The following is a 15,053-nucleotide window of genomic DNA, read 5'->3' as shown; positions in this document are numbered from 1 at the left end:
TTCACTCTTTTAACCACAAATTTGTAGAGCAAATTCACTCATCTTTTATAAATGAAAAATTTAGCTTTTATAAAAACGCCCTATTTTTGGCTTAAATTTTAAAAGATTTTGTTTGTTAATCTTTTGTGGCTATAATACGAAATAACAAATTTTATTATTAAGGAATTATTATGTTTGAACTAAGAAAACTTCCGTTTGACGCAAACAACAACGCAGTAGTAAGTGCTAAAACCTGTGAATACCACTACGGCAAGCACCACGCGACCTATGTTGCAAATTTAAACAATCTCATAAAAGATACAAAATTTGCTAACGCATCATTTTACGAGATCTTAAGAAATAGCGAAGGTGGCCTTTACAACAACGTCGCTCAAGTTTATAACCACGACTTTTACTGGGACTGCATCGCTAAAAAAAGCGAGATGTCAAGCGAGCTAAAAGCTGCGATCGAGGCAAATTTCGCAAATTTTAAAGAGGAGTTTTTAAAAGCAGCTACAACGCTTTTTGGCTCAGGTTGGGCGTGGCTTGTATTTGACCCAAGTAGCAAAAAGCTAGAGATCGTGCAAACCAGCAACGCAAAAACTCCAGTGAGCGATGGCAAAGTGCCACTTCTAGTAGTTGATGTTTGGGAGCACGCTTACTACATCGACAACTTCAACGCTCGTCCAAAATACCTAGAGACATTTTATGAGAACATAAACTGGGAATTTGTAAGCCAAGCTTACGAGTGGGCGCAAAAAGAGGGTCTTGGCTCAGTTGAGTTTTACACAAAAGAACTACATAAATAATATCTGGCGGGATCTCCCCGCCTTTAAATTTCTACTTTTATTCAAATTTAACTATCAAATTTATAAGAAAAACCGCTTTTTGAAAGATAATACGATTTTAAACAGCTCAAATTCTCGTTTTGCCAAGTGACTTTTTTAAAATTTAACGCTAGCGCGAGATATCTCGCTTTCAAATTTATTTTGAGTTGCTAAATTTAAAAAAACAGGCGCGATATATACTGCTTTGAAAACGACCCTGATCATTGCATTTAAAGGCTTTTTTGCTTAAATTTAATGCAATTCAAGACCGGTGCGACCATCTCACTTTTAAATTTATCTCTTTAAAATTTAAACTACTAAATTTATGAGCGAAAGCTACTTAATTCCCAAACGCGACCAAGACAATCTTTTAACACACTAGCGCATGCTGGAGAGATACCAAAAATAGCAAAAAACTGGCTTTACCGCCTGCCCTATTACGACCAAATAACTTCCTGCTTAAATTCAAAGCTATCAAAGAACCAACGTAGGCTATCCAACCTTAAATTTATCAGCAAAATTTTTAAAAGTGGAGGCAATATCTGCTACTCTAAAATATCCCAAGTAGCTTTTTGTATCAAGCAAAGGCGGCTTAAATTACAAAGCCACCCAGTCAAAATTTATCTTTTTGAAGTGTATAAATTTATCCCATTTTGCAAGCGTTTTAGCCCTTCAAGCACCCTTTCGCGCTGCGTTGCGACATTCATACGAAGGAAAAATCTATCTCCTCTGTAAGCGTTGCCGTCATTTAGCCAAAGTCCGGCTTTATCGCGCAAGAAATTCATAAACTCGCTCGAATCCTCGCAAAACGCACTGCAGTCAAGCCACAAAAGATATGTCGCACTTGATGGCAGGAGCTTCACTGGCAAGCCTTGCTCTTTTATGAAGTTTGCGACGACCTTTTTGTTTTCAAAAAGATACTCTCTAAGCTCATCAAGCCACGCCTCGCCCTCGTTAAATGCGGCGATTGCGGCGATGATCGCAAAAGCATTTGCCTCGCCAACCTCATCGTAGTTGATAGCAGCATTTAGCCTTGCTCTGATCTTTTCATTTGGCGTGACGACGGCTGAGCTTTGAAGGCCAGCTATGTTAAAGGCTTTTGTAGGCGAAATGCACGTGATAGAGTTGTTTTTGCACTCCTCGCTAACGCTGATAAATGGCACGTAGCTTAGCCCAGGATCAGTTATATCGCAGTGAATTTCATCGCTGATAACCAAAACATCGTGCTTGTAGCAAAGCTCGCCTATCTTTTTAAGCGTCTCTTTGTCCCAAATTTTGCCTATTGGATTGTGAGGATTACATAGAAGCATCATAGTAGTTAGCGGCTGAGCTAGCTTTGCCTCGAGGTCGTCAAAGTCGATCTCGTAAGAGCCATTTTTATAAACAAGGTCGTTTGATAAAATTTCACGTCCGTTGTTTTTTATGCAGTTAAAAAAGACGTGATAGACAGGCGCTTGCACTAAAATTTGATCTCCTGGACTGCTAAATCTCCTAATAGCAGTCGAGATAGCTGGTATGACGCCAGTGCAAAAGCACATCCATTCGTTCTCTAAGCTCACATTGTGACGTCTTTGCCACCAGCTCTTTATCGCCTCGTTCCACTCTTTTGGGATGAACGAGTAGCCAAAGACGCCGTTATCAAGGCGCTTTTGCAAGACACTTAAGATCTCAGGTGCAGCCTTAAAGTCCATATCTGCAACCCACATCGGCAAAACGTCATTTTTCATACGCCATTTTGATGAGTTTGTGCCTTCTCTGCTTACTAATGTGTCAAAATCGTACTTCATAGCTTTTCCTTAAATAAAATTTTAAATCAATTATAACCCAAAAGATACTAAGATGATTTAAAAATTTAATACCCAAAAAGGAAAAATGATGAAACTAGCTCAGGCTCTCATCCTAAGATCTGACACGCAAAAGCGCATCGAACAGCTAAAAGTTAGGCTACTTAGCAATGCAAAAACGCAGGAAAATGAAAGTCCAAGCGAGGATCCAAAGCTTCTTTTAAAAGAGCTTGACAAGCTAACAAGCGAGCTTTTTAGGCTTATTTGCTCTATAAATTTAACAAACTCAAGTGCTAAATTTGATGGCGTGAGCCTAACTGAGATGATCGCTAAAAAGGACGCTTTAACGCTAAAAGCAAACGTGCTTAGGGAGTTTGCAACAAGTGCTAGTCAAAAGGTCGATCTTTACTCAAATAGCGAGATCAAAATTTTAAGCACAGTCGATGTTAGCGCGCTTCAAAAGCAAGTGGATGCACTTTCAAAAGAGATCAGAGAGCTTGAGATGAAGCTTCAGGAGGCAAACTGGTCGGTTGATCTAGTAGAGTAAAATTTATGGTAAAAATTTAGCCAAAAGCGAGTAAAAAACCATACATTGGCGGCTTGCGAAGACCAGGCAAAAGCTTAAATTTAGTCTTAGCAATCTTACAAATGCAAATTTAAAAAGCACTTTTACTACCACTTACTGGTTTGGCTATATTTTGGGTGGGTTTGGGGAAAATTAATCTTTATCATGTAAAATTTCGTAAAATTTTAAAAAGGAAATTTATGAAACTAGACACTCTTATCGTAAAAGGCATTGAAGCCAAAAACAACCCAAACAAAGCGGTCGTTCCGCCAGTATTTTTAGCTAGCACCTTCGTGCAAGATGACCTTGAAAATTTTCAAGAATTTGCCTACTCACGTGGCAACAACCCTACAAAAAAAGCATTTGATGATATCTTTGCTAAAGTCGAAGGTAGCAAATACGCATTTAGCTTTGGCTCAGGCATGGCAGCAACAGCAGCTGCACTTAGTCTTATCAAAACAGGGCAAAAAGTCCTGCTAAATAGCAACGTCTATGGCGGCACTTATAGATATGTCACGACTGTTTTTGAAAGCCACGGTATAAAGAGCGAATTTATAGATGATCTAAATTTTTTAAGCGAAGATGACATAAGCGACGACGTGGCAGCTATCTTCATCGAAACTCCCTCAAATCCTCTCTTAAGAGTGACTGATATCGCTAGGATCTCAAAGATCGCTCACAAAAAGGGCGCTCTAGTCATCGTGGATAATACATTTTTGACGCCTTACTATCAAAAAGTGCTTGAGCACGGAGCTGACATCGTGGTATATAGCGCCACAAAATATATCGGCGGACATGCTGACGTGATCGCTGGTATCGTCACGCTAAACGATGATGCTTTGGCTGAAAAGATAAAATTTGCCAAAAATACGCTTGGTAGTATCATCAGTCCGATGGACGCATACTACCTAATACGTGGACTTAAAACTCTTAGCGTTAGGTTTGACAGACAAACGCAAAATACCCATAAAATCATCAAATTTTTAGAGGATAGTGACGCCGTTAGCGTGGTGCATTTCCCTGGCTCATATAGCGAGCAAGAGGCAAAGATGCAAGCAGCTCAAGCAAGCGATATCGGCGCTCTTATCTCATTTGAGCTTGATGAAAAATATGATGTAAATAAATTTGTAAAAGCGCTAGAAATTTTTGATCTAGCAGTGAGCCTTGGCGGCGTAGAGAGCCTTATCTGCAGGCCTGCAACGATGACGCACGAGGCATATCCAAAAGAGGTGCTAGATAAGATCGGCATAAAGCAAAATTTGCTTCGTTTAGCCATCGGCATCGAAAATGTCGATGATCTAATAGCTGACCTTGATCAAGCGTTTAAAAAAGCTAAAAGATAAGGAGAAAACATGGCAACTACAAAATTTAAAGGCAGTGAGGTAAATTTAAGCGGAAATGAGCTATTTGTCGGCTCTTATGCGCCTGAAGCAAGAGTCGTAGCGCAAGATCTTAGCGAATTTAGCGTGGGCGGAAATAACGGCATCGAGGTGCTTGTCTGCCTACCTTCACTAGATACTGGCGTTTGCGCGGCAGAAGCACGTAAATTTAACGAAAAAGTAGCTGGAAAACACGGAGTAAAACTTAGCATCATCTCAAACGACTTGCCATTTGCGATGGGGAGATTTTGCACGACTGAGGGCATAGCAAATTTGCGCGTGGGAAGTGACTTTAGATACGGAGAATTTGCCCAAAACTACGGCATGCTGATGAGTGACGGGGCGCTAAAAGGCTTGCTTGCAAGAGCGGTCTTTGTCATCAAAGATGGCGTCATCATCCACAAGCAAATCGTCCCTGAAGTGACCGAGGAGCCAAACTACGACGCCGTTTTTGACGCTATAAAACAAAGCGGCGGATGTGGTTGTGGCTGCGGCTGCCATTAAAATTTGATCTAGCGCTGCTTTTTTTGCGGCGTTAGGATATGAAAGCAATAATAAATTTATATACCTCCATAAAGAATACTTCTTTAATAGCTGTGTTACAAATTTTAGTTCAACAACCTGTAAATATAAAGTATAATAGCCCATTATAATTTTCGTGATTTTAAATTTTGCACTATAAAAACTGTTATTTGGAGAGCACAATGAAGTTTGATTTAAAAAGGTATTATCGTAGTTTTATATATAGCAACTTAAATGATACGACGATGCTGATATGTGGCATCTTAACTGTCTTTTTCTCTTTTTTTGGGCACTCCATTGAAAATGGCTTCTTCTCTGGCTTTTTAAAGTCAGCCTACCAAACACTAGCTCTATTGCTAGGCAACTACGATTTTAAAGCAACTAACATTGTCAGCAAATGCTCACTTTATATAGCTATAGTCTTTACTCTATTTTTTTACTGCAGTGTTTTTATTAAACTACTTGGCAAAAAGCTTAGAACATGGTTTTTTTTAAAATTTTTTGCAAAAAATCATATCGTGATATGTGGTGCTGGAGATATGGGCTATGCCTTGGCTAAAGATATCTTAAATAAACATCAAGATAAAAAGCTATTAGTCGTGGACATAAATCCTGCAAATGATAATTTAAATAGTATATGCACACTTGGTGGATATGCTATATCTGGTAACGCTATCGATAAAAATGTATTAAATAAACTCAATATAACAAAAGCTGAAAAAATCATCCTTATGACTGGTAAAGATATATCAAATTTAGAAATTTTAGATGCTATCACTAAAATTATTCCCGAAACAGATAAAGACAAAAATATCATAAAACTATATATCCACTTAGAGTCAAAAGAAAATTACGAAATATTGCAAAGTATAAAAGAAAACGGAAAATTATCACTAAGCATAAAAACCAGAAAAGATATATCAAATTCAGAAATTCTGGACGCTATCACTAAAGTTATTCCCAAAGCAGACAAAAACAATCCAGATAATGAAAAAAATATATACATACACTTAGAATCAAAAGAAAACGGAAAAGTATCACTAAGCATAAAAACCAGAAAAGATAAATCAAATTCAGAAATTCTGGACGCTATCACTAAAGTTATTCCCAAAGCAGACAAAAACAATCCAGATAATATACATTTAACATCAAGTATGATTAATATAAAAGCATTTAGCGCTTATGACAATGCAGCACAAACACTATTTATGAAGCACCCCCTAGGTGAAAATGTAGATACAATAGATAATGGTAGTGTAAATCTTGCCATAGTAGGCTTTGACGCAGCAGGGCTATCTGTGCTATACCGCGCTTTAGCCTTGGGACATTTTTTTAACGGAAAACCACTAAATGTAACGATCTTTGATAATAACCACGAAAAAAAGAGAGCAGAATTTTTAAAACTATATCCTATTAGCTTAAAGGCAGGTGGCATAATCAATTGGAATATAGACTTTAAAGATGATGGAGAGTTGTTTAACAAAGATGGAATAGAAAATTTTACTCAAATCATTTTTTGCAAAACTAACGTTCAAGCAAGTCTTACTGATATAGCTAGGATAATAAAAAATCAATCAGCTCATTTACAAAATAAACAATTTTTTATATTTATAGATAAACATGATGGCATAAAAGGCATTGCAAATGACATCAAGATAGACAGCAAAAACAAAGTGGATATTATACCTTTTGGCAATTTCTCTCAAATTTGCTCTTACGATGTCGTTGTAAATGAGATGTACGATAAAATGGCCATAAGAGCAGATCAACGATACAATCAGCTTCATAAACCTGAATATGAGACAAATTGGAGTGATCTGTCGCCTTTTTTACAAGACTCAAACAGAATGCAAGTTGAACACTTACCTATAAAACTAAAAGTACTAAATCACCTTTTAGAGAATAGTCAAAACAAGGTGCTACCAAAATATGGTGATATAGAAAATGAGGCAAACAATAGATGGTATAGCCTTAACGGAAAACCGACTTCTGATAAAAAGAAGACTGACATCTGGAATGATATCCAGAAGGCTAAAATATTAGCAACATATATAAGTCTTGACGACATAGAAAAATTAGCCAAAATGGAAAAACATCGCTGGAATGCTTTTCATATCTTAAACGGCTGGACTACTATACCAAAACCAGAAGGGAAAGACTATCCTTATAGAAAAGATAACAATAAAAAAGAACACGCCCTTTTGATCAGCTGGGATGAGTTAGAAGAAGCTTCTAAACATATCGTTGAACGTGGCATCAAAACAAATCATAACTACAAAAGTGACGACGTGGAAACCGTCATGAGAGCTTACGATATGATAGTTTCAGCTTTTGAAGATGACAAAATCTTACAAGATGAAAGCTCCATCTATTGTAAAGAGATATTCGAGTTTAAACAAAAGATAGACAGCATCAAAAACAAATGAGAACCATTTTCTTAGCGGCTAAATATATAGCCATACAAAAAGGCAAAGACGTTATAGAAGCTGAAGATATAGCAGAAGCGATAAATTCAGTCGAAGTGACTGATCCTAATTTTAAAAAAATCTTAGCATCGATTGGCCTTAAGATATCTAAAAATAGCACTAAAATAGACGAGTTTGCTATTAACATCGCAACAAAAAATAACACCGTTAAATTTTCTGAAAAAGCGAATAAAATAAAGAGGGCTCTTGAACAAAATGGATATGGCTTTAACACAAATATTAGCAATCTTAAAAAGATAGATAAGAGCGAATCACAAGAAGAAGTGTGGCATACAAATCAAGGATGCTTCTCTCTCATTAACAAAATAAAAAAAGAACTAGAAGATAAAATTTACTCTCAAGAGCAAGCCATAGAGACAATACTAGATAAAGTCATAACCTTTTACTACAGAAAAAACATAAATTCTTTAAAAGCTATCTTCTTTTTTCTTGGACCGCCAGCCACTGGCAAGACCTATTTGGCTGAAATATTAGGGGAAATTTTAACTGGTTATTCTACTAAAGTCTTTAATATGAGCACATATCAAGGTGAAAATCAAAATTTTGCCCTTACTGGACTAAGTGCTGGCTATAAAAATGAAAGAGAAGGCGATCTAACTAAATTTGTAAAAGAATACCCTAAGTCTATATGTGTGTTTGACGAGATCGAAAAAGCCCACCCAAATGTTCAAAATGTCTTTTTAGACATTATGGCTAGGGGTAAAACAGAGGATGATTTTACTAAAAAGACTGTTGATTTTAGTGAATGTATTTTTATATTTACATCAAATTTAGGTAGCGAGCTCTACTCTAATAAAAATTTCTTAAACACTATGGCGCTAGAGGTAAATTCTGCTCAAAACATCATTTTAGAAACTATCAGCAGAGAGAAAAGCACTGCTTATAGCAGAGGTGAAGCAGAGCCTATCTTTAAACCAGAATTTTTATCTAGACTTGCTCAAGGCGAGATAGTGTTGTTTAACAAGCTTACTTTTAATGCACTACTACGTATCGCTAGAGAAAATTTCCAAACCGATATGAAGAATTTTGAAAAAGCTTTTGACTTAAAAATAGAAATGCCAAAAGAGGAGGAGTTACTATTAAAAGCAAATTTACTTACATATCTGCCATTTATCGATGCAAGGCGCATAAAATCAAAATTTAGCCAAAAAATATTTGACGATATAACAGATCTATTACGAAGCTGCCAAAAAGATATCAAAAAGATCAAATTTATCATAGATAGCGAAGCTATAAAGTCTCTAAAAAATATCATAAAAGACGATCCAAAACAAAACGACGAATTAATTATGGATTGCTTTAGAAAAAATCAAACATTAAAATTTTTAAGCAAGATCGAAGTAACAGGTAAGACATTAATTATTGAGTATCACAACGCTTGCATAACCAAACTGCCAAAATCAGTTGATTATTCAGATGAGGCAGGAAGTATAATCGCTGATATACCTAGCATAAAATTTGATGATATAGCTGGACATGAGAAAGCCAAAAAACGCTTAAATGAGATAGCAGCTCTTTTAAAAAACAAAGAAAAAATAGTAAAATTTAATATAGACGCACCAAAGGGCATATTGCTTTATGGACCTCCTGGTACTGGTAAAACCATGCTTGCAAAAGCATTTGCAAACGAGGCTGAACTTCCTTTCATAAGCACTACGGGAAGCGAACTCCTTGATATAGAATTTATGAAAAAAGTATTTAAAAGAGCTAGAGAGTATGCCCCATCTATCATTTTTATAGATGAGATAGATGCGATAGGCAAAAGAGATGGCAGCAGACTAGATATTTTAATCAATCAATTTTTAACTGAAATAAACGGTTTTGGCGATAGCTCAGATATTTTTATCATCGCCGCTACAAATTTAAAAGAAAAGTTAGATCCTGCCATTTTACGTTCTGGTCGCATAGATATACATATCCATATCGGTATGCTAGATAAAGAGGCTCGTGGATATTTCATAGACAAGATGCTTAAAAATCCAACAGTAGGTAGCATAAACAAAAACAAGCTTATAAAATTTAGTGTAGGAATGAGCGGAGCTGATTTGCAAAAAGCGTATAGAGAAGCGTCCCTAGAAGCTTTGCGTAATGGGCTTGAAGGTATTAGTGAAGAGCTAATTTTAGAGCACATCAACAATGTAAAATACGGCGACAAGCTAACTGGCAAAACCTACGCACAGATACAAGCTGAAACAGCATATCATGAAGCAGGTCACGCCATTATCTCACATATATTAATGCCGCACGTAAAAATAGAACAAATAACGGTTGAGCCAAGAGGCAAGGCATTTGGCTTTGTAGCCTTCGATAGAGAAGAGGATGTTAAAAATTTAAGCTTTGATGATATCAAAAACCAAATTTGCGTCTCTTTTGCAGGGAGAACAGCAGAAATTTACTTTCAAAAAAATGAAGGTATAGACACTGGCGCGACTAACGATCTAAAAGTAGCGACAAATTTAGCCTATAATGCCGTTAAAAACTATGGTATGAGCAATATAGGATATATAAATTTAGAGTCTATTGATAGCTTTGGTGGTAAATTAAATGACAAAATAGATAACGAAGTTCTAGAAATTTTAAAAGAGCAAAAAATAAGATGCGAACAGCTAATCAAAGAAAACGAAGATAAGATAAATAAACTAGCAAAACTCCTCATAGAAAAAGAAGTTATTGATGAAGATGAGTTTTTAAAACAGCTTAAAGACGATGCTTAAGCCTTAAAACAACCTAGGACATGCCATGAAAAAAGCTTTTAGATTATTCATATCTTCTACTTTTGAAGACTTTAAAATAGAAAGAGACCTGCTTCAAAATGAGGTTTTCCCTAAGATACGAGAATACTGCGAAAGTAAAGGCTTTTCCTTTCAGCCTATAGATCTTAGATGGGGCATAAACAATGAAGCTCAACTAGATCAAAAAACTCTACCAGTTTGTCTTAGAGAGGTGAGAAACTGCGCGTCATATCCACATCCAAATTTTCTAATCATGCTTGGCGATAGATACGGCTGGGTGCCACTTCCTTATATAATAGACAAAAAAGAATTTGATGATATACGAAAAAATTTAAAGAGTTCAGATAAACAACTACTAGACGAATGGTACCGACTAGACAAAAACCAGCTGAGCGAGGATGGAAATCGTGGCTGCTATATACTAAATCGTAGAGACGGAGCTTTTGTAAAATACGAAGAGTGGTATAAAGTTGAAGAAAAAATACGCCAAATATTGCAAAAAGCCTCCGAAAATTTCCCAGAAGATAAAAAGAAAAAATACTTTATGTCTGCTACGCACCATGAGTTTGAAGAGATATGTAAAAACGAAAGCAACAAAAATTTTATAATCCCTATCTTTAGGCGGTTTAAGAACCAAAAGCAACCTCGCAATCAAAATATCGAAAATTTTAGACAAAGTGTAGAAAACAACATACCAAAAGAGTGCAAACACAATATCATTAACGAAGAGATTGATGATAAATTTAAAATATACTCTAAAGCTAAATTTATAGCGCAGATAGTGAAAAAACTAAAAGCAAATATAGACGCAGGCATAAAAGAGTTGAGTAGTGCTCCAGAAAATTTTGAACACAACATATTTAAAACACAGCAGATAGATACATTTTTAGGCAGGCAAAAATCACTAAAAAAGATCGCTAACTATTTAGACGATGAAACTGACACGCCACTCATCATATACTCTCACTCTGGTATGGGTAAAACAACGCTTATGAAAAAAGCGATCGAAGAGGCAGAAGAAGCAACCCTTGGTAAAGCTCGCATTTTTTATAAATTTGTTGGAGCCGATGGTAAATCCTTTTATAAAAGGGATTTATTAACCGATCTCATCTACGAGATAGAAGGCTCATCACAAAAAGACGACCTAAACAACCTAAGTGAATATGATTTTGACAAGCATATCAGCGAATTACTCTCAAGCGATAAAGACGAAAATGTAGTTATTTTTATAGACGCACTTGATCAGCTTAAAGCAACAGATCAACTCTTTTGGCTACCGCAAAAACTTGGTAAAAACATAAAGATCATTTTATCTGTTTTAAAAGATGAAGAATTTATAGATGACAGCATTTATTTTGAAAATTTGATCAAAAAATATGGAGATAAAAATACCATAAATTTAAACAATGATAGTTTGAGTAATGAGGCAAAAGGACTATTTAAAAATTTCCTTAGCAAACACAAAAGGACCCTAATAAAAGAACAAATAAACGAGGTAGAAAAGAAATTTAAAAGTGCAAACTGCTCTCCTTTGTATGCATTTATCATCTCACAAGAGCTAAAAAATATAAGCTCAAACGACAAAATAGATATCGCAGACGATATACCTAGCGCTATAAATGAATTTATAGATAACCTTGAAAATTTATACCATCAAGAAGAGCTTCTTATACAAAAGGTCTTGAGCTACATAGCCTTTAGCAAATACGGCATTAGCGAGAACGAGCTACTTGACCTACTATCAAAAGAGATAAAAAGCGATAAAAAATTTTACAACAAAGTCTTTTTTATAAAAAATGTCTCTTTGTCTAAAAATATATCATTCCCTATATCTCTTTGGGCAAGCTTATCTAGCCTACTTGAGCCATTTTTAACTCTTGTTTATAAAGACGATAAACTACTCATAAACTTTTTTCATAGGCAGTTTATAGAGACTATCTCTAAAAGATATGAAAGATACAAACAAGAAACGCATCTAAAACTGACAGAATACTTTTGTAGCTTTGAGAAAAAAGAAGAGTTATGGGACAAAAGATACTATTCGCCAAGGGCTCTAAGCGAGCTGTTTCACCACTTATATTACTCAAATTCTAAGAAATTTGAAAAATATCTAAATGATCTAGAACTTATCGGCAGCATATATGACCATTATAAATTTAAAGATTTCAGAGAGATTTTGGATAACCTAGATGAAGATAAATTTTTAGCTCAAAAGAGCTTCTACCGAGAAAAGGACTATCTTTTCAATGATAATACGAACTATTTTAAACCACACATTGTGTTGTTTCAACTGGCATACGCAGATGGCGAAGACTCGCAGCTAACTATATCTGCTAAAAAGCTATTAAGAGCTGGTAAAGTAAATTTCTGCTGGCTTAAGTCTAGCAATATCCCCGCAAATTTTACCAGGACTGGACTACTAGAAGTTTTTGACTGGGAAAATGCTAAAAGACTATCAAATGGGAATTTTTTGGTTACAAAGTCTGGAGGTAACCAGTGTATTTTTTCTAAAGATTTCAAATTTCTAGCAGATCTAAGGACAAGATCCAAAAGTTACTATGAACTACAAAATGGTAATCTCTTAAATAAAACATTTAAAACTGTTGATTATGATGATATAGAGATTATTACGACTATTACGAATGATGGACAAAATGTCAATACACCAAAGGAGTTAATATTTGAGAAAGAGCTAGAGAATGGCGATCTGCTACTATATGACAGAAAAAACTATGGCGTATATTCTGTTGATCTAAATTTAAAGAAGCAATATTCAAACAAAGAATTTGACTTTTTTATGATACAAAAATACGAACTAGATATGCAAGATAACTATAAGTATTATCTAGAACAAGATATCAAGATCGAAAGAATTACTTATGATTATATATATGATGAAGACGACTACCCAATTCCGCTTTATAATTACAATATATATGACAAAAAGGACAGCCTGCTCATAACAGCACAAGATGTTGCTCTTTTTAAAAATAAATACATATTATTAAATATATGTAAAGACGATAACTCAGCTCTTCATATCTACTCTCTTGGTATGAAACTTATAAAAGTTATATCACTAAGCATTAAAAACTGTTGCGTAAAGGAGCTTAGTAATGGTGATATACTTTTAGACAACAGTGCTATACTAACCAGCGAATGGGAAATAAAATATAAATTTGAAAAGATAGCACTGATTAGAAATGATACTCTATTAATAGCTGATAAAAATGGCACCTCATTTTTTGACGAGAATTTAAAAAATATCTTATTTGTAAGCAATCTCAAATTTAAAGATATTACAAAACTAAAAAACCAAAATTTACTCATATATTTTGAAAATAGCATCATTTTTGCTACCGACGATTTAAAAACTATAGTGACCATTGTGTCTAAAAATAAGTCCGACCTTTTTAACACCGACGATATCCTCTTTAAAGACTTTGGCGATATCATGGTTTTATATAGAGACCACATAGATATAAAATTTTATGAGACAAAAACTGGGGAGCTCTTTAAAACTCTGCCAGTGCAAGATAGTATAACTGGTTTAGAAATTTTTAACAACAAGGCATTGATAAACCTTGGAGAGTTAAAAAAGGCATTTTTATATAGTCTAAAGCAAAGCTACAACAAGATAAGCAACTTCAATGGAAAACTAGAAAAGGTTGGTGCCTTTACAAATAGTTATGTAATTGCACATTTTAGTAATGGAAATATCTATATATACTACAAGGATTTTAAAATAAAAAAACTCTACGAACATTTTGATGATCTGGAGATACAAAAAAATACTTTTACCATCAAAGAGAAAAATAGCGATATATACGTAATTGATAAAAAGTTGAAAGTTATAAAACATATAAAAAAGACATATACTATAGGAGAATACCTATCAAATGGCAACATATTATTATATGAATTAGAAGATGACATTCTAATTAAAAGTCTTTATATATATCTAAGAAGCGACAATGCCATTAAAAAAATAGATGCACCAGTATCTGGCGCACTTGGAGATAATACTAAAATAACCATAAATAACGCTAGAAATAAAATCATCATTGAGCACTTTCTGCAAGGAGAGATAGTTCAAAAATATACATACGATAAGAATGGAAATAGTATAAAAAACGCAATAGAACCAGAAAATAAAAATCCATCTTATAAAATTATTAAAAAAACTAGTAAAGGGATAAAACTAGAACTAATAGATAATGACTTTACAATGGAAGTGTATTTTAAATACCATAGCAAAATATATGCTAATTACATAAAAAACTATGGATCAAATATATTATTAGATAAAAACAATAACTTTATACTAACTCTCAATTTTGCCGACAGTGAGAATGAGGGATATTTTAAAGAAATAACCACTATATATAGTCGTAATAGGAAACAGCTAAAAACCATAATGGACGCATCTCTTAAAAAGCAACTAAGCAATGGGAATATACTGATGACCTCTGGTGATCTCTACTCGCCAAAATACAAATATATAAAAAGACTATATGGAAATTTTATAAAAGAACTTGACGACGGTAGTTTGATCTTTACCGAAAACGACAGAACCTTTTATTATGATGCAGACTACAGACTAGTAAATAACAATGGCTCCTTTAATATAGATGCCTCTAAACACAATAAATTTGATTATATACCAGACAAGCGTATTTTTATCTATCACTATGATCCAATTAGACCAAGAGTTATAGGATTTAACTATAAATGTAAGGTAAAAAATTTTAAAGATTACTATGCAGTAGTATTCAAACA

At 34.6% G+C, this 15,053-nt stretch carries 8 protein-coding genes; 7 read left to right on the top strand and 1 reads right to left on the bottom strand.

Annotated elements, in window-relative coordinates; translation table 11 throughout:
- The first annotated feature begins 170 nt into the window (after window positions 1–170).
- Entirely contained in the window at window positions 171–788 is a 618-nt protein-coding gene (gene sodB, locus F3G86_RS08695) for a superoxide dismutase [Fe] (protein WP_149723637.1), read from the top strand.
- A gap of 638 nt (window positions 789–1,426) precedes the next feature.
- Here sodB and F3G86_RS08690 read toward each other — a convergent pair.
- Window positions 1,427–2,593: a MalY/PatB family protein gene (locus tag F3G86_RS08690; RefSeq protein ID WP_149723636.1), complete on the bottom strand. Its 1,167-nt coding sequence runs from the start codon at window positions 2,591–2,593 to the stop codon at window positions 1,427–1,429.
- An 88-nt stretch (window positions 2,594–2,681) separates the two neighbouring features.
- Here F3G86_RS08690 and F3G86_RS08685 point away from each other — a divergent pair, with 88 nt between their 5' ends.
- The 6 genes from F3G86_RS08685 to F3G86_RS08660 all read left to right on the top strand — a co-directional run.
- Window positions 2,682–3,137, top strand: a complete 456-nt coding sequence (locus F3G86_RS08685) for a DIP1984 family protein (RefSeq protein ID WP_149723635.1) — start codon at window positions 2,682–2,684, stop codon at window positions 3,135–3,137.
- Between the two features lie 218 nt (window positions 3,138–3,355).
- Window positions 3,356–4,498: a trans-sulfuration enzyme family protein gene (locus F3G86_RS08680; RefSeq protein WP_149723634.1), complete on the top strand. Its 1,143-nt coding sequence runs from the start codon at window positions 3,356–3,358 to the stop codon at window positions 4,496–4,498.
- 9 nt (window positions 4,499–4,507) lie between these two features.
- On the top strand, window positions 4,508–5,038 hold the full coding sequence (gene tpx / locus F3G86_RS08675; protein ID WP_103599095.1) for a thiol peroxidase: 531 nt from the start codon (window positions 4,508–4,510) through the stop codon (window positions 5,036–5,038).
- Window positions 5,039–5,238: 200 nt separating this feature from the next.
- Window positions 5,239–7,482, top strand: coding sequence for an NAD-binding protein (locus tag F3G86_RS08670; RefSeq protein WP_149723633.1), 2,244 nt, complete (start codon window positions 5,239–5,241; stop codon window positions 7,480–7,482).
- Window positions 7,479–10,256 carry an AAA family ATPase gene (locus tag F3G86_RS08665; RefSeq protein WP_149723632.1) on the top strand — a complete coding sequence of 926 codons (2,778 nt, stop codon included), beginning with the start codon at window positions 7,479–7,481 and terminating at the stop codon, window positions 10,254–10,256. The genes F3G86_RS08670 and F3G86_RS08665 overlap by 4 nt, the downstream gene beginning before the upstream one ends.
- Window positions 10,257–10,281: 25 nt before the next feature.
- A partial coding sequence (locus F3G86_RS08660) for an ATP-binding protein (protein ID WP_149723631.1) occupies window positions 10,282–15,053 on the top strand: 4,772 nt, incomplete at its 3' end.

The sequence above is a fragment of the Campylobacter concisus genome (genome assembly GCF_902460595.1).
Classification (GTDB): domain Bacteria; phylum Campylobacterota; class Campylobacteria; order Campylobacterales; family Campylobacteraceae; genus Campylobacter_A; species Campylobacter_A concisus_BL.
This window is presented reverse-complemented; position numbering and strand designations above follow the sequence as displayed.

Coding starts and splice junctions, on each gene's coding strand:
- F3G86_RS08690 (WP_149723636.1), bottom strand. CDS start 2,593: ATGAAGTACGATTTTGACACATTAGTAAGCAGAGAAGGCACAAACTCA.
- F3G86_RS08670 (WP_149723633.1), top strand. CDS start 5,239: ATGAAGTTTGATTTAAAAAGGTATTATCGTAGTTTTATATATAGCAAC.
- tpx (WP_103599095.1), top strand. CDS start 4,508: ATGGCAACTACAAAATTTAAAGGCAGTGAGGTAAATTTAAGCGGAAAT.
- F3G86_RS08680 (WP_149723634.1), top strand. CDS start 3,356: ATGAAACTAGACACTCTTATCGTAAAAGGCATTGAAGCCAAAAACAAC.
- F3G86_RS08665 (WP_149723632.1), top strand. CDS start 7,479: ATGAGAACCATTTTCTTAGCGGCTAAATATATAGCCATACAAAAAGGC.
- sodB (WP_149723637.1), top strand. CDS start 171: ATGTTTGAACTAAGAAAACTTCCGTTTGACGCAAACAACAACGCAGTA.
- F3G86_RS08685 (WP_149723635.1), top strand. CDS start 2,682: ATGAAACTAGCTCAGGCTCTCATCCTAAGATCTGACACGCAAAAGCGC.